Origin of the sequence: Pseudobutyrivibrio sp. (assembly GCF_017471675.1) — a bacterium.
In the GTDB taxonomy this organism is placed as follows: domain Bacteria; phylum Bacillota; class Clostridia; order Lachnospirales; family Lachnospiraceae; genus Pseudobutyrivibrio.
On record NZ_JAFUSK010000055.1, the window covers coordinates 1 to 16,985 of the forward strand.

At 37.7% G+C, this 16,985-nt stretch carries 20 protein-coding genes; 1 reads left to right on the plus strand and 19 read right to left on the minus strand.

Translation table 11 applies throughout. The annotated features are described in order from the left end of the window. The 13 genes from IJ535_RS09035 to IJ535_RS09095 form a co-directional block, all read right to left on the minus strand. The coding region (locus IJ535_RS09035) for a hypothetical protein (RefSeq protein WP_294301579.1) at positions 1–423 on the minus strand (423 nt) is incomplete at its 3' end. A gap of 14 nt (positions 424–437) precedes the next feature. Beyond that, positions 438–2,399, minus strand: a complete 1,962-nt coding sequence (locus IJ535_RS09040) for a response regulator (RefSeq protein WP_294301582.1) — start codon at positions 2,397–2,399, stop codon at positions 438–440. A gap of 27 nt (positions 2,400–2,426) precedes the next feature. Then, a complete protein-coding gene (locus IJ535_RS09045) occupies positions 2,427–2,942 on the minus strand; it encodes a DUF4364 family protein (protein WP_294292836.1) in 516 nt (171 codons plus the stop codon). 33 nt (positions 2,943–2,975) lie between these two features. Further along, a complete protein-coding gene (gene rho, locus IJ535_RS09050) occupies positions 2,976–4,451 on the minus strand; it encodes a transcription termination factor Rho (protein ID WP_294301585.1) in 1,476 nt (491 codons plus the stop codon). Between the two features lie 116 nt (positions 4,452–4,567). Beyond that, positions 4,568–5,371 carry a metal ABC transporter permease gene (locus tag IJ535_RS09055; RefSeq protein ID WP_294301588.1) on the minus strand — a complete coding sequence of 268 codons (804 nt, stop codon included), beginning with the start codon at positions 5,369–5,371 and terminating at the stop codon, positions 4,568–4,570. After that, on the minus strand, positions 5,364–6,125 hold the full coding sequence (locus tag IJ535_RS09060; protein ID WP_294301591.1) for a metal ABC transporter ATP-binding protein: 762 nt from the start codon (positions 6,123–6,125) through the stop codon (positions 5,364–5,366). Before IJ535_RS09060 ends, IJ535_RS09055 begins: the two co-directional genes overlap by 8 nt. Before the next feature lie 10 nt (positions 6,126–6,135). Next, on the minus strand, positions 6,136–7,110 hold the full coding sequence (locus IJ535_RS09065) for a metal ABC transporter substrate-binding protein (RefSeq protein WP_294301594.1): 975 nt from the start codon (positions 7,108–7,110) through the stop codon (positions 6,136–6,138). Further along, a complete protein-coding gene (yihA, locus tag IJ535_RS09070; protein WP_294292824.1) occupies positions 7,110–7,730 on the minus strand; it encodes a ribosome biogenesis GTP-binding protein YihA/YsxC in 621 nt (206 codons plus the stop codon). The genes IJ535_RS09065 and yihA overlap by 1 nt, the downstream gene beginning before the upstream one ends. Next, the gene (gene clpX / locus IJ535_RS09075; protein ID WP_294301596.1) at positions 7,730–9,013 is read right to left on the minus strand and encodes an ATP-dependent Clp protease ATP-binding subunit ClpX; all 1,284 of its coding nucleotides are present in this window, start codon (positions 9,011–9,013) and stop codon (positions 7,730–7,732) included. Before clpX ends, yihA begins: the two co-directional genes overlap by 1 nt. A gap of 54 nt (positions 9,014–9,067) precedes the next feature. After that, positions 9,068–9,652: an ATP-dependent Clp endopeptidase proteolytic subunit ClpP gene (clpP, locus tag IJ535_RS09080; protein ID WP_028242592.1), complete on the minus strand. Its 585-nt coding sequence runs from the start codon at positions 9,650–9,652 to the stop codon at positions 9,068–9,070. 155 nt (positions 9,653–9,807) lie between these two features. Continuing rightward, entirely contained in the window at positions 9,808–11,205 is a 1,398-nt protein-coding gene (gene tig, locus IJ535_RS09085) for a trigger factor (RefSeq protein WP_294301599.1), read from the minus strand. 90 nt (positions 11,206–11,295) lie between these two features. Then, complete coding sequence (rpiB, locus tag IJ535_RS09090) at positions 11,296–11,742, minus strand: ribose 5-phosphate isomerase B (RefSeq protein WP_294292815.1); 447 nt, start codon at positions 11,740–11,742, stop codon at positions 11,296–11,298. A 38-nt stretch (positions 11,743–11,780) separates the two neighbouring features. Continuing rightward, positions 11,781–12,419 carry an HAD family hydrolase gene (locus IJ535_RS09095; protein ID WP_294301603.1) on the minus strand — a complete coding sequence of 213 codons (639 nt, stop codon included), beginning with the start codon at positions 12,417–12,419 and terminating at the stop codon, positions 11,781–11,783. A gap of 90 nt (positions 12,420–12,509) precedes the next feature. Here IJ535_RS09095 and IJ535_RS09100 point away from each other — a divergent pair, with 90 nt between their 5' ends. Further along, positions 12,510–13,277, plus strand: a complete 768-nt coding sequence (locus tag IJ535_RS09100; protein WP_294301606.1) for a YlmH family RNA-binding protein — start codon at positions 12,510–12,512, stop codon at positions 13,275–13,277. Positions 13,278–13,699: 422 nt separating this feature from the next. On the opposite strand, the gene IJ535_RS09105 is transcribed toward IJ535_RS09100, so the two are convergent. The 6 genes from IJ535_RS09105 to IJ535_RS09130 all read right to left on the minus strand — a co-directional run. Then, positions 13,700–14,386, minus strand: coding sequence for an endonuclease V (locus IJ535_RS09105; RefSeq protein ID WP_294301609.1), 687 nt, complete (start codon positions 14,384–14,386; stop codon positions 13,700–13,702). A gap of 3 nt (positions 14,387–14,389) precedes the next feature. Next, on the minus strand, positions 14,390–14,890 hold the full coding sequence (locus IJ535_RS09110) for a hypothetical protein (protein WP_294301612.1): 501 nt from the start codon (positions 14,888–14,890) through the stop codon (positions 14,390–14,392). Between the two features lie 77 nt (positions 14,891–14,967). Beyond that, positions 14,968–15,309, minus strand: a complete 342-nt coding sequence (locus tag IJ535_RS09115) for a hypothetical protein (protein ID WP_294301615.1) — start codon at positions 15,307–15,309, stop codon at positions 14,968–14,970. Between the two features lie 214 nt (positions 15,310–15,523). Further along, the gene (gene cdiI / locus IJ535_RS09120; RefSeq protein WP_294301618.1) at positions 15,524–15,850 is read right to left on the minus strand and encodes a ribonuclease toxin immunity protein CdiI; all 327 of its coding nucleotides are present in this window, start codon (positions 15,848–15,850) and stop codon (positions 15,524–15,526) included. 85 nt (positions 15,851–15,935) lie between these two features. Beyond that, positions 15,936–16,304 carry a hypothetical protein gene (locus IJ535_RS09125; protein WP_294301621.1) on the minus strand — a complete coding sequence of 123 codons (369 nt, stop codon included), beginning with the start codon at positions 16,302–16,304 and terminating at the stop codon, positions 15,936–15,938. 10 nt (positions 16,305–16,314) lie between these two features. After that, positions 16,315–16,985, minus strand: a 671-nt coding sequence (locus IJ535_RS09130; protein WP_294301625.1) for an EndoU domain-containing protein, incomplete at its 5' end; no start/stop codon positions are given.

The following is a 16,985-nucleotide window of genomic DNA, read 5'->3' on the forward strand; positions in this document are numbered from 1 at the left end:
ATTTTTTCTTGCCGGGGCAATCTCTACATTTAAGGCGCTCTCCACAGTGTCAAGAAGAGCATCCATATATACATGCCTGGAAAACAATTCTACTATAGCTGATTTTGGAATAGTCTCAATAGCTGTCTCATACTCTGCTTTCTCCCCTACTAAGATTACAAGTCGCTGCTGCTCAAGGCAAAGATTTTTCAGCTCCTTTAAAAAATCCGCCCCTCTAAGGGTGTAAATATCGTCATCAAGATAATATATAATAGGGTCTGATTCATCAACTGCAGATTCTAATTGAAACACGCTAGGTGCAACTACAACCCCTTCCATACCTGCCTCCTGCAGCTTTTTTCTTATACCCATTACCGAAAAGCTATCCTTAGCACTTACAATAGCCACTTTACGTTTTTCCAATGGTGAATTAAAAAAATCCATTTTATGCCCTCCAACTACTGATTCAGCATATCCGTTGCAGTCTTTGCAACAGCCTCATAATCAAGCTTATTTAAGAATTCTCTAATCCTTTTTATTCCCTCATAGACATCCTCTGGAATATCATACTCATCTAAAGTATTTAATAGCATTTCCGTAGATGTATAATCTGATACATTAGCCATTTCTATTATTGAATATAGTGCATCCTTTAAATCACTTTTTTCAAATGGCTTTTTAGGCGGCTTCGTTTCCTCATAATTATTTCTTATGCTTAAATATTCTTCTATCAGTTCATCATGATGATTATTAATATAATCTATATCCCCTGTCTTTCCTGCCTTTTCTAAAGCCTCTGCCTTTTTAGAAATAGACATTTCACCTATCAGACGCGCTGTACTTTTAAGCCCATGCACCTTGATTGTGTAGTTCTTTATATCACCTGCTGCCTTGTATTCATCCAGTTTTTTGGCGCTTTCATCAATGGTAGATACAAATATCTTGATTAAAGCCTGGCGCTCATCATCATTAGATACAAGTGACTTATCATTTTTTACATCACTGATAGCCTTTTTTAGTATCTTCCTTTTCGGGATGTATTTAAGCAGCATTTCTTCTAAAGCCTCAGCATCTATAGGCTTTGTCAGATAATCGTCAAAGCCCTTGGAAATATAGTATTCTTTTGCACCAGCAATTGCATTTGCTGTAAGGGCTATAACCTTTGTGTTCTTTCCTAGATATCCCTTCTTTTTGATAATATCTAAGGTCTCAATACCGTCCATCTCAGGCATCATGTGATCCATAAAGATAATGTCATATTCCTTTTCCTCTGCCCTGGTAATGGCTGCCCTACCTGATTCTACCAAATCAGGAATAAAGTCGTAGACCTTCATAAGATTCTTTGCAACTACAAGGTTCATTTCGTAATCATCCACTAACAGCACCTCTGCCTCAGGCAAAGAAGGGAATGTGTACTTATTACGCCTTTTATAGCTTTTTTTGATTCTCTTTTTGTAATCCCCTATTGGCTCATTGCAGGCGATTCCCTGCTTTAGTACAAATGAGAAGGTTGAGCCCACCTGATACTTGCTCTCTACCACAAGCTCACTTCCCATAAGCTTAAGCAGCTGTATAACAATAGGAATGCCAAGTCCCGTACCCTCAATATTCCTGTTGTGCTCTTCATCTATTCTCTTAAATGATACAGACAGATTTTTCAAATCTTCTTCCCTAATACCTATGCCTGTATCCTTCACCTTTATTTCTATATCTATGGAGCTTTCATTTCTTCCAACCTCACGCATGGAAAAATCAACTTCACCAGCCTCTGTATACTTAACAGCATTGGTAAGCAGATTTGCCACGATCTGACTTACTCTTACATCATCTCCTAACAGTGTAATTGGAAGATTTTCATCTATATCCACCTTAAAATTAAGTCCTTTGGCCTTTGCTCTTGTTGAAGCACTTGAAACAAAACCACTTATCATTGTAGCTAAGTCATACTCTACCTCAAATACTTCCATATGGCCGTCTTCAAGCTTGGAATAATCTAATATTCCATTTACCTGTACTAATAATGATTTGCCTGCCTGCTTTATACTGGTAGCATATTCCACAATCTGCTCGTCATTAGATTCCCTGATAATCATTTCATCCATTCCTAAAATGGCATTAATTGGAGTTCTAATCTCATGAGACATATTGGCAAGGAAGGTGCTTTTCGCTTTATTTGCCGCGTTTGCTGCCTCTGTCTGTTCATCGATTAATTTTACAAGCCATTTTACCACCAGCCTTGCAAATGCCATTCCTAACACTGTGGCTAATAAGAAAGGAATAAAAAAATAAGCCGCAGATATGACAGCATCTTTTGACTTTAAGATGCCTAGTGTCATAACTGCGACTATAATTACTACTGCTTCTACAAATAACACAAGGGATGCTATTAACAGCATCATTCTTGTCCTAACAGATTTCATAGCTCACCCCAAAATTTCCGATGTAAATTAGTTCATAAGTATATCCATTATAGAAGCGTATACTTCATCACTTCTAACCTTCCAGTTATTGCAAAGGGTTTCTGCCTGCTCCTTAGAACCTACATGGAAGCTTAAATCCATTGTAGGCACATCATTTTCCGTAATGCGAAGCTGCACCACAAAGCCTCCCCTATCTGCCTTGAAATAAGTAGCCTTGTAGGAATTCTCCTCTTTCATAGAGATAGAATTAACTTTGAGATATTTGTTAATATCCTTGGACAGTGCAGGAGAAATCTTCTCCTTAAATAACTCTAGAGTCTTCTGTCCTTCATCTGTAATAGAATATGTTGTATTGTTATGATTCGTCTTTGATAAAATCAGATTAGCTTCCTCGTCATCGCTGATAGCCTGCTGGGCTGTAAAGTAATCTGTTAAATTACCTTCTAAAAAGAAATCTGTAATCTGACTGTTACTAAGCGGGAAACCACTACGATGCAATAATTCCAGTATAGTAATCTTGTAAATCAAATTAGGTTCTGCCATGATATTCCTCACTATAAAAAACTTCAGTAAGGGCTATATTACCCTTTTACGAATAATCATATCGATATATTCGTCATTGCTCTTTGTATGGGCAAACATATTAAGGATTGTCTCAACAGCATCCTCTTTTCGTGCACCATTGATTGCTTTGCGCATGATTTCCATGGCATCAAGCTCTTTTCTAGAAAGCAATAAATCTTCTCTACGTGTACCTGAACCTGTAATATCGATTGCAGGGAAAATTCTCTTTTCAGAAAGCTTTCTATCAAGAATAAGCTCCATGTTACCTGTTCCCTTGAATTCCTCGAAAACAACATCGTCCATCTTGGAACCTGTGTCAACAAGGGCTGTTGCAAGGATTGTAAGGGAGCCACCCTCACGCATATTTCTGGCTGCACCAAAGAATTTCTTTGGCATGTGAAGAGCCGCTGGATCAAGACCACCTGAAAGAGTACGTCCTGATGGCTGTACTGTAAGGTTGTATGCACGTGCGAGACGTGTGATTGAATCCAAAAGAATCATAACATCCTGTCCATGCTCTACAAGACGCTTTGCGCGCTCGATAACCATTTCAGACACACGTTTGTGGTGCTCTGGGCTTTCATCAAATGTAGAATAGATAACCTCAACATTCTTGCTGTTTCTCATGGTATCCTTCATATCGGTAACTTCCTCTGGACGTTCATCAATAAGAAGAATAATAAGATGCATATCAGGATGTGAGTAATTAACTGATGTTGCAACTTCCTTAAGAAGTGTGGTCTTACCTGCCTTAGGCTGGGAAACAATCATACCACGCTGTCCCTTACCAATAGGGCTCACCAAATCTACAATACGCATAGCTACTGAGCTGCGCTGTCTCTCTAATCTAATACGTTCGTTAGGGAAGATTGGTGTAAGATCCTCAAAATTAGGACGTCTGCAAGCTGCCTCTGGAGAATAATTATTGATTGTATCAATAATCATAAGTGCTGCAAACTTATCTGTTGGGTTGTTGAAACGCTTCTTTCCAACAATAATATCACCTGTCTTAAGATTGAACTTCTTAATCTGTGACTGGGATACATACACATCATCTGTACCTGGCATGTAGTTGTCACAGCGAATGAATCCGAAGCCATCACCCATAACCTCTAAAATACCACTGGCTGGCATAAGATTATCAAGTGGAATGTCAGCAGGGATTTCAGCACGTTCTGTTCTATCTGTTCTTTCAGCTCTCTCTGGACGTTCTGCTCTCTCTGGGCGCTCTACTCTTTCTGGACGCTCTGTTCTTCTAGGTCTTTCAGCGCGCTCAGTCTTTTCTTCTCTTGCAGGTCTTGCTTTAGGAGCCTCCTGTTCTGAAGCCTTATCAGTATTAGCACTTTCATTCTGCTTGTCTATTTCGTCCTGAGCAAGCATTGCCTCTACTAAATCGGCTTTTTTCATTGCGGATGTGCCTTTTATACCTCTAGCCTTAGCTAAATCGCGCAACACCGTCACCGATAAACTTTCGTATTTTTCTCTCATGTAAATCTCCTTAAAAAACAATAATAACTTCGTGGAATAAAAAAGCCGAATCGACTAACGAATTAACTTTGATAGTATTGTCATTATATACTCAAAATCTAATTCTGTCTAGATTTTTATCTATCTTTGCCGTAAATATATGTGGCAAAATATATCACACTAGCTATTATTACAATCATAGGTCCTGTTGCCATATCAGTAAAATATGAAACAAAAAGCCCTACTACACCAGAGAAAACACTAAATATTACTGAAAGATAGGTATACTCTCTATAATTATCGGAAATATTACGACTGCTGGCAGCTGGAAGAATAAGCAACGCATTTATAAGCAGTATTCCTACCCATTTAATAGAAAGCATTACAAGTAATGCAATAAGTACTGCAAAGGCATCCTCCATAATACGCACCGATATACTTCTACTTTTGGCAAGTGTAGCATGGATGCTAATGGCTGTAAGCCTGTTAATGCTAATGCACCAAAATACAAGAATCACTACAAACAAAACAATCAGCTGTATTATTTCTGAAGCAGTGATAGAAAGTATATCACCTACAAGTATTGCTGAATAGTTAGCAAAGCTTCCACCCCTTGAAAGAATTGCAAGACCTAAAGCTGTTGCACAGCTAGCAAAAACTGATATCAGGGTATCAGATGAGCTGAGCCCTTTTCTACTAATATAATTTAATAGTAGAGCAAAGCATATTCCAAATATAACCATAGAAATAGTGGTATTTGCAATCCCCATGATAACGCCTGCTGCTATTCCAGTAAGTGCGGAATGGCCCAAAGCATCACTAAAATATGCCATTCGCTTTTGAACAATCATGGTTCCAACCATCCCAAATAAAGGAGATATAAGAAGAATGGCAATCGTTGCCCTAACCATGAAGGCGTAAGAAAACATTTCATTAAACATTTGCAGCCACCTCCACTTCTCCTATAGCTCCCTTACCGAACACATGCTTAAAAGCATCTGACTCAAATACCTGCTTTGGCTTTCCGGCAGCTGTAACTGTCTTATCTATAAGTATTACATTATCTGCATATTTATATACATAATCCAAGTCATGACTAACTAATATAATTGCCAAATCATGAGTCTCCTTAAGATACTGCATCTTCTCATAGAAATCGTCCATTCCGTTTTTATCAATGCCGGAAACAGGCTCATCTAAAAGAAGCAAATTAGGAGTATCATGTACCGCCATGGCAAGAAGTACTCGCTGAAGCTGACCTCCTGACAATGTACCTACAGGCTGGTCTATAAGCCCATCAACATCAAACTCTGCTAAAGCCTCCTTTACATGCTCATGCTCCTTTTTAGTCTTAACCAAAATCGGCAACTTACCTGTAAAACTTTGGAACATATCATATACAGAAAGTGGTGTTGTCCTGTCGATATTAACAGCCTGAGGAACATAACCTATGCGCAGTCCCTGCATTGTATTATCCATTTTATTTTTAAACTGGATTTCTCCTGTGTGAGGAACTTCGTTAAGGATGGCCCTTACCAGGGTGGATTTACCTGCTCCATTTCTACCTATTACAGCAGATATTTGACCGCAGTGGATATGCAGATTGATATTTTCAAGAACCTGCTGTTCCCCGAAGCTTACCCCTAAATCTTTAATTTTTATGCAGTGGAAACCACATGGAATGATTTTTTTCATATTTTGTGTCCTATAAACTATTATGTATCAATGCATAATTCTTATTAAGTACAGTAATATAATCATCTTTGTCATAAGTACCATGCACTAATGTTTCAAGATAAACTACCTTGGCATCTGTCTGCTCTTCAATAAGCTTGCCCATTGAAGAACCGTAATCGTATTCTGCGAATACCACCTTTACATTGTTATCCACTATCTCATCTATAAATGAGCTTACTTCACCAGCACTAACCTGGCGTTCTTCATCTAAATCCATGGTAGCTACTACATTTGCACCAATTGACTGAGCTGTATAAGCAAATGCCTCATGAAGTATAGCAACATTTTCTCCTTTAAGCCCAGCCTCAACATCAGCCTTATCAATATATTTGCCTAAATTATTATTAAACAGGGTGGCGTTTGCCATGTATTCCTTAGCATGACTATTATCTACATTAGATAGCCCCTCTGCGATAGCCTCTATCTGTCCTGAGTATATATCCTCGCTCATCCATACATGGCTGTTAAACTCACCGTGGTGATGATGTTCTTCTGAAGCTTCTCCATGAATATGTTCTTCTACATCTTCCTCAGCTTCTTCATCTTCTTTTATAACTGGATAACTATCCTCTATGGCTTCAAATGTATCAATAACAGTAAGCTTAGGATATGCAGCAATTACATCATCCAAATATCCTTCCATGCCACCACCATTTACAATCAACACATCACAAGCAGCAAGATTTTTCATATCTTCTGTTGTAAGAGTGTAATCATGTAAACATCCTGTGGTTGGCTGGGATAAGTTTTCCACAGTGACACCATCTATATCCCCAACCACATTAGTGGTGGCAATGTATATAGGATTACAGCTGGTCATTACAAGGATATCATCCCTTGCAACTTCAGTTTTATTATATTTTACATAAAAAAATGTGCTGCAAAAGCTAACAACACTAATTGATATAAGCAATAGCAGCACAAATAAAAACTTATTTTTCATTAATCAAGGTCCTCTACGTCTGTCAGACTAGCTTCGTTTTCGATTACCTGGTCTAAAAAGTCCTGGATTGTATCAAGCCCCTGCTTAGTCTGAGATGAAAATGGAACAATAATAGTATCCTTATTAGCACCTAAGCCTTCTCTGAGTATCTTAATCTGCTTATCAAGCTGACTTCTTTTGATTTTGTCAGCCTTTGTAGCGATAACTATTGGATCGTACCCTACGTAGTCCATCCATTCAAACATCTGCTTATCATTAGCAGATGGCGCATGTCTAATATCTACAAGTAAAAATACAGCCCTTATCATATCTGATGAATTCAGATATGTTTCAATCATCTTGCCCCATTTCTCACGTTCCTTTTCAGAAGCCTTAGCAAAGCCGTAGCCCGGCAAATCCACAACATAAATTTCATCGTTGATATTGTAGAAATTTATTGTCTGGGTTTTGCCCGGCTGTGCTGATACTCTAGCAAGAGCTTTGCGGTTCATAACCGCATTTATAAGTGAAGATTTACCTACATTAGATTTACCTGCAAAAGCTACCTCTGGAAGGTCGTTTTTAGGAAGCTGCGATGTAGGCCCACATACTGTTTCAAGATTACATGATCTGATAACCATTACGCACTCTTTTCCTTCTTGTCTTCGATTGAAACAACGCTGCTTTCATCATCCTTGTCAATAAGAAGAAGATTGTTATCAACCATTTCTTTAGTGACTGTAATCTCTGTAATTGATTCGTCAGATGGTACATGATACATGTAATCCATCATAACATTCTCTACAATTGCACGTAGACCACGGGCACCTGTCTTTCTCTCGATAGACTTCTTAGCGATTTCACGAAGTGCATCCTCTTCAAAATGAAGCTTAACTCCATCCATCTTAAACAATGCCTCGTACTGCTTTGTAAGGGAATTCTTAGGCTCTCTAAGGATTCTAATCATGTCGTCCTCTGTAAGCTCCTTGAGAGATACATTGATAGGTACACGACCAATAAATTCTGGAATAAGTCCAAACTTAATGAAATCCTGAGGGAGAACCTGCTGAAGTAAATCATCAACCTTCTGCTTATTCTTATCTTTAATATCTGCGCCAAAACCAATCTGGCTAACATCTGTACGCTGTGAAATAATCTTGTCTAGTCCTTCGAATGCGCCACCGCAGATGAATAAAATGTTCTTAGTATCAATAGCGATAGTCTCCTGCTGTGGATGCTTACGACCACCCTGTGGTGGAACATTTGCCACGGTACCCTCGATAATCTTAAGAAGTGCCTGCTGAACACCTTCACCTGATACATCACGAGTGATAGAAACGTTCTCAGACTTCTTGGTAATCTTATCTATCTCGTCGATGTAGACAATACCAATTTCAGCCTTCTTAATATCAAAATCAGCTGCCTGGATAAGCTTAAGCAAGATGTTTTCAACATCCTCACCAACATAACCAGCCTCAGTAAGTGTTGTAGCATCTGCAATAGCAAATGGTACACCAAGCACTCTAGCAAGTGTCTGAGCAAGAAGTGTCTTACCTGAACCTGTAGGACCAAGCATAAGAACGTTACTCTTCTGAAGCTCTACATCGATGTCATCTGGATTTGCCATGATGCGCTTATAATGATTATATACAGCAACTGACAAAACCTTCTTAGCCTCATCCTGGCCAATAACATATTCATCAAGGAATGCCTTCATGTCCTCTGGCTTTTGAAGATTGATTTCGATAGAATCTGTATCCTCAGTAGGGCCAAAATCCTCTAATTCCTCAACAATTATTTCCTGACAAATGTCTACACACTCGTCACAAATAAATGCCCCATTAGGTCCTGCAATAAGCTTACGAACCTGATTTTGTGTCTTTCCGCAGAAAGAGCAACGGATTTTATCATCGTTTCTTGCCATAACTACCTCATAAACTCTCTAATTAATAGTCCCCATTATTATATCGGATATTAACTAATTTTTCTTTGTAATAATTTCGTCGATAAGACCATAATCAAGTGCTTCCTTAGCATCAAGCCAATGATCACGCTCTGTATCTGCGCATACCTGTTCGTATGGCTTACCTGTGTTTTCAGCAAGCATACGGTTTAACTTTTCTCTTGTCTTTAAGATGTTCTTAGCAGCAATTTCGATTTCAGTTGCCTGACCCTTAGCACCGCCAAGTGGCTGGTGAATCATAACCTCTGCATTAGGAAGAGCAAATCTCTTACCCTTCTGACCACCTGCAAGAAGGAAAGCACCCATAGAAGCTGCCATACCAATACAGATAGTAGATACATCACACTTGATGTACTGCATAGTATCATAAATAGCCATACCAGCTGTAACGCTACCACCTGGGCTATTGATGTAAAGATGAATATCCTTGCTAGGATCCTCAGATTCAAGGAAAAGAAGCTGTGCAACTGTAAGAGAAGCAGTTGTCTCGTTAACCTCCTCACCTAAGAAAATAATACGGTCTTTTAATAGTCTTGAATAAATATCATAAGAACGCTCACCGCGAGAATTCTGTTCAATGACATAAGGAATTGTTGCCATTATGTTGTCCTCCTGTAGCAAAATTTAGTATCTTTTAAATAGACACTAAGCCCGAGCATAAGCCCAGGCTAGTGTGTGACTTCGATATTTATTATATATATTTTGTGAGTCCCTGTCTTGCATTTTACAAAAAGTTAATAAATTCTTAACACTTATTACTCTTCTGTAGACTCTTTCTTAGTAGACTTCTTTGTAGTCTTCTTAGCTGGCTTCTCTTCTGCTTCTGCTGCATTCTCAGCATCATCAGCCTTCTTTGTAGCCTTCTTCTTAGCTGTTTCCTTAACGTTGTCCATGATAAGCTCGATAGCCTTCTCGATAGCAATATCCTTCTTCATAGACTCCTTCTCGTTCTCGCCAACAAGATTCTTAATCTGCTCAAGCTCCATGCCATACTGCTTAGACATTTCTTCAAGCTTAGCATCAACATCAGCATCAGAAGCTTCAATCTTCTCAGCCTTTGCAATAGCCTCAAGTACAAGTGAAGACTGTGTACGGCTAAGTGCATCTGGACGAACCTGCTCACGGAATGAATCCATTGTCATGCCTGTAAACTGCATGTACTGCTGAAGTGAAAGACCCTGCTGTGCCATGTTGTTAGCGAAATCGTTAATCATGTTCTCTACCTGATAATCAAGCATAGCGTCTGGGATTTCCATCTCTGAATCCTCAACGATCTTAGCGATTGCTTCGTCTTCCTGTGCACGACGGCCTTCTGCCTTCTTATTGTTCTCAAGACGTTCCTTAACAGAAGCCTTGTACTCATCAACTGTCTCAAACTCTGTAGTATCAGCTACATACTCATCGTCAAGCTTAGGGATGTCCTTACCCTTAACTTCGTGAATGTGGCACTTAAATACTGCTGGCTTACCTGCAAGGTCATCTGCCTGATAGTTCTCAGGGAATGTAACCTCAACCTCAACATCCTCACCAGCCTTGTGTCCGATAAGCTGATCCTCGAAACCAGGAATGAATGAACCAGAACCAAGCTCAAGGTTATAGTTCTCACCCTTACCGCCTTCGAATGCTACGCCATCAATGAAGCCTTCGAAATCGATAACTGTTGTATCACCCTTAGCAGCCTTGCCAGTCTTTGTAACTGTACGAGCGTTCCTCTCAAGCTCTGCCTTAATTGTGTTGTTAACCTCTGTAGCTGTAACCTTTGAATCAACCTTTGTTACAGATACACCCTTGTACTTACCAAGCTTAACTTCTGGCTTAACAGCAACTTCAGCTGTGTAGATGAAATCCTTACCCTTCTCAAGCTGAGTAATATCAATCTTAGGCTGAGATACGATATCAAGCTTAGACTCATCATAAGCTGCTGGGTAAGTATCCTGCATAATGATATTAGCAGCGTCCTCATAGAAAATCTCTGCACCATACATCTTCTCGATCATGTGCTGAGGAACCTTGCCCTTTCTAAAGCCAGGAACAGAAATGCTGTTCTTCTGCTTGTTATATGCCTTTGTAATAGCCTTCTCTAGCTCAGCTGCATCAACTGTGATTGTAAGCTTAGCCATGTTCTTCTCAAGATTTTCTACCTGTACGTTCATTTACTAATAATCCTCCTCTAAAATATATATAGGTAGACTAAAAAGTCTTTCATGTACGAATACTTCGCAGACTGACTGATTATATCAGACTTAACCTTCATTTTCAATAGCTGAAATCATATCAATTCTCTGCTGATGTCTTCCACCACCTTCAAACTCTGCTTCTAAGAAGGATTTTACAATATCCTTAGCAAGTTCAGTACCAACAATTCTAGCTCCAAAAGCAATCATATTTGCATTGTTGTGCTGCTTAATAAGACGAGCTGTTGCTGTATCTGAGCATACGCCACATCTGATTCCCTTTACTTTATTGGCTGCAAGGGAAATACCTACGCCTGTTCCACAGATAAGTACGCCGCAGTCCACCTCACCAGCTGCTACCATATCAGCAGCCTTCTTGCCGTACTCAGGATAGTGACAGCTTTCGTGTGAATCTGTACCAATATTGATTACCTCATGTCCAAGGCTTTCAATATACTCCTTTACCTCAAATTTTAAATCTGTTGCTGCATGATCATTTGCAATTACAATCTTCATTTTAGATTCCTCCATTATTTCTTTAATTTTATTATTGATTATCCAATCACATTATCCAGTTCCTTTATATCCTCCACCTTTGCAACATAGCCATCTACAGATTTACCGTAGCCATAGGCAGCCCAGATAAAATCAACCCCTGCCTTGTCGCAGGCATCCTTGTCACCTTGGATATCCCCAATGTAGACTGGATGATTGATATTATTCTTAGCCACTAAGCCTTTAATGTTATCCGCCTTGCCAAGACCATTATCACCATAGCAGACAAAATCAGTGAAAAGATAGCCCAGCTTGCTTCGCTCAAGGAAGGTTTCAATATAGCCAGACTGACAATTACTTACAATGTAAAGCTTAGTACGCTTGCTAAGCTTTTTAAGAGTATCAGCCAATCCAGGATATGTGGTATCAGCAGTGCTTTCTTCCAAATCCTTCATCTCATATTCCTCACAAAGCTTCAAAGTAGCATATCGTCTATCAGCATTTTCGTCAGGAATGCAAGCATCAGCAATATCTGTCATGGTCTTTCCAAAAAGCCCTTTTAGCTTATCCTGGGTAAACTTCACATCATATCCCATATCCTTGCAGGCCCTTTCCCAACTAGGCGCAAACACTGGTGTATTATCCCAAATAGTACCATCCATATCAAAAATTATTCCATCGGTGTAAATCTTATCCATAATCAATTCCTATCTTTCTACATTAACTAGGTGTTATTTTAATACATTTTCAGTATAATTGATACAGATTTATCAAAGGACGGAATTAATATGACAAATGATGAACAGCTTTTATATAAGAGATTAATAGAACTTTCAAACAGAGCTTATCAAAATAACATATACACATTTAGCGACTTTCTTAGCCTAAGCCAGCAGGAGGTTCTTTACCAGGCCGCAAGGGATAAGACTTTCGCTCCTATAAAATACGATTTGTTTGGCGGATACAAAAACTGCGAAAGGCAAATGGTTCGCTTCGGAAGCGAAGCTGATTTTGGCTATGACGTGGATTTTCCCATCAAATGCATTAAGGTGGAACCACTTGCGAAAAAATTTGCCAAAGAATATACACACCGCGACTATCTCGGTAGCCTTATGAGCCTTGGCATAGATAGAAAAAAATTCGGCGATATCTTTGTGGATGGCATGGATGCCTATATCTATGTGGATGAAGCTACTGCCGACTATCTTATGGAAAACTTCGTATCTGTAGGCCGTAATTCTGTAAAATGTAGCTTTAGTCAGCTACCGGATTCATACATAAAGGCAGCTCTAAAGGAGGCCACCATCCAGGTAGCATCCCCTAGAGCCGATGCTGTTATCGCCAAAATATACAATCTTAGCCGTAAGGATACCATTCCTTACTTTACAGAAAAGAAAGTCTCTGTCAACGGACATATTGTTGAAAACAACGACAAGCTCCTTGCCGCCGGTGACACTGTATCGGTCCGAGGTTTTGGTAAATTCAATATACTTGGTGAAGGCGGCCTATCTAAAAAAGGCAAGCTTAACCTTACTGTAGAGGTCTTCGGCCGTTAGCCTAAAGCTGGTCTATACCAACATTTAAGTGAATTTTTCTATTACCACAATCCACTTAACATTTTGGTGATTTTGTAAGTGTTATTTCAACTATACCTCAATCCACTTACTACCATTTTGAAAAAGTTAAGTGGATTTCGTTAAAACCTCTCAAAAGCTTACTAATTTGTAGGTAATTTAAGTGTATAATCTATGTATGCTAATTCCACTTAAGTATTTTATAAGCGTTTTTCACAGCATCTCTATTAACACTTAATTGGCCTCTGAAAAAGTGCGTTTTTTCAAGCACAGCTCTAAATACACTTAACTTTTTCAGAATTAGAGTAAGTTTTTTCGCTTAATATTACAAATACGCTTAACTCCAACTAACTATAAAGCATAAACCGCTGTCCAAAGCCATATTCATGATATTATAGCTGCCTCTAATTGCTTACTCCATGATATTCTTTCCTAACTTTGTGTGTCATTAAATCAGCTATTCTAGTTGGTGCTGGAATATGACTGTCTTTTGTGATAACCATATTGGTCAGCTCCATCGCTGTATCCAAATCTATCTTATTACCGATTGAAAGAAAAATAGGCTCAACATTTTCAGCCGTCCTTAACACTCTGCCATATACTTCTTCATCGATAATAATGTCCGTATATGCTCCCGCTTCACTTGCAGGCATTGTGAAATCTACATCATTTATTTTGAAATAGCTTTTAGCGATTCCTATTGTAGGTTTATTTATTAGTATACCTGCGTGAGTAGCTAGCCCCATATGCCTTGGATGAAGGTAGCCATTTCCGTCAAAGAAAAATACATCCACATCATTTTCCAAAAGACTATACACTTCTTCGAATAACGGAAGCTCTCTGAATGCTAAACAACCTGGAATATATGGAACATCAACTTTCTTAACAGTATATTTTTCTTCAACAATTTTAAGCGAAGGGAACTCGAAAACAACTATACAACAATTTGCATATTCATCCTCTCCTTCTTTCCAATAGGCTAAGTCTACTCCCGCAATCCTATGAATAGCAGAAATAGATACAACATTTTGCAGATCTATTTCTTGCATAAGCTCTAATTGTTTATTTATAAAGATTTCTTCTATATTCATTATTTATAATCCAAAATACTTTTGATAATTGAAATTAACTCCATCCCGAACTATTTCTTCGTGGATTTTCATGAGGTCATATTTTTTACGAAGTTCTTGAATACATAATTCTTGTTGCTCTATAATAAAGGCTCCTCTATTTTCTTCATTCTCAAAACTATTATGTTGTATATTTCCTTGGTCATCATAAATAATATAATCTATATAATCATTATCTATAGCTATAGCTATAGATTGCACCTTGCCATTTTCGTAAAAATCAATGTACAATACATTTTGCATATTATATTTCATCTGAGTAATGCTTTCTATTTTATTCGATTTAATAAAATACTCTTTACAAATTCCATCAAGGTAGCCATTAACAACATCAAATTCTCTACATAAGACTCCCCCATCATATTCCTCGATATGTCCTGTGTATTCTTCAGTACAATCCTTATCCAAGTAGTATACTAGATTGCCATTGATATCATATGTATTATATAATTCAATTTCGTTCATTGATTTCACTTACTTTCTGGTTCTCATGTATTTGATTCTCAAATCAGATTTATAATGCAATTATAAATAATCTCTGTTTATACATATAACATCGTTAATATCTCATCGGCTAATTTTATCATTTTGTTAAATTTTGTAGACTCTCTTATTTTATTTACGTCTGATAAGGACATATAATTTTCTTCTTCGTTTAAATATAAGTCTCTCAGCTCAATACATTTATTATATATTGATTCATCGATATACCCTTCTTCAATAAACGTATCCAACGCAGTATCATGTAAAAAACTATTTATTTCAACAGCTAAATCCTCAAATAAGAGATATTTAAACTCTTCATTATTTTTGTTTAGTAATTTCGAACTGCATTTACATAATGTATTCTTAAATATTTCGTATCTTTCATCAATAGTAAGCATTTCACTTTTCTAACTATATTTCTATATTTTGTCAAAAGCTCCAACGTTTCCCTAAAACTTAACTTGCTCTCAAACATTTAAGCGGAATATTCCGATTCTTAGAATCCGCTTAAATATTTCCTAATTTAATTGCGCGCCAAATTCTTTGCAGTCTTTGCTATTTTGTTAGCAAACATATATTTATTAGTTTCATTTAATTTCAATACATCCATACTTAGATTTTTAAATCATTTTTAATTTTATATAAATATTTCCTTATTTTCTCCCCATCTTCAAGATTTATCTCTAAATGTTTATCGCATAGTTTTGATAATGCATTATAAAATTTTTCTTTTTCGATATATTGTGTCTCGTCTTCTATTCCTAACCAATAATCAATTGTAACATAACCATCTCTATAATCCTCATCATCAGGATTATAGGAACAAGTTATTCCTTCGATTCCGGCAGCCTTGTTATCTGCCAATCTTAACATAGCAGTAGTATCTAATTTCCCATCCACCTGAAAGACTAGAAACAATAGTTCCTGCAATAAATCCATAGTTAACACCTCTCATTTTACTTAGTTGTAGGACAATGTCTTATTATTAAGACACTGCCCACTTTATAGATACTGCTTTTCATCTCTATTGATTATTTTTCTTTTTATCCTTAAATTTCCTTACTTCATCACACCATTCATCTATCACCTGGCGTAACTCCTTTGTATTAACTTCACAACACGTAGAATAATACTCTCCTTCATCTTCAACAAGCATATCAAATATCTTAGTATTTGTAGGACTTATTTCGGCAGAACAAACATTTCCATCCACTGTCTTTGTTCCAATCTTTCCTGACAAAACATCATCAAACGATTCTTTCATCCATTCTTCAAAAGGAGTGACATCTGATGACAAAAACATACTAAGTACATCTTTTCCTTCACCAAAATCAAATACAATATCATCCACATTCCCATTAAACTCTATATACTTTATTTTATAATTTAACATTTAAACACCTCTACTCTGCTGGAAATGCACTTATTACTTTACCCGCTTTATTTATATACATTGAAATCTTCATACCGTTACTAGCGTATCCATAATATTCATTTCCCGTTTTTAATACCTTTACTTCATTAGCTTCATTAATTGAATTGATTATCTCCTGAGGAGACATATTTTTAGGAAATAATGTTGAGAAACCAGCATTTCCTGTTTTGGGAATTCCCCCTACTTCAACTTGAGCTTTATAAACACCTAAATCATTCATAGGTACTTCTGTACCCGGAATAATTCTTCCTTGTGTACCTTCTATACATTCATAATGATACCCCACAGCATTACCACGTCGATTTATCTGGCCCTCAAATATATGCTCGAGAGCAGAATCTGTAAAGTTTTCTGTGTTCTTGAGCGTCTCAAGAGTCGCTTTAGGATATGTTTTAGGAACTTCAACATCCACCTTCGGCCCTGCCATAGCATCCGCAACTTTCTTCGCCACTATAGCCTCTACAATCTTCTCTGTAGCATAGCCCACACAAAAAGCTGTACCTTCCTCGTCGCCAGTATCAAACATGCCTTGGAACATGGCTCCGATGGTGTTTTCGGGGTCTTTTATGAAAACTTTTGTGCCTTGGTAGATTTCCATTCCACCGTCATATAAAAAGGCTATTCTAACACCTAAAGGCA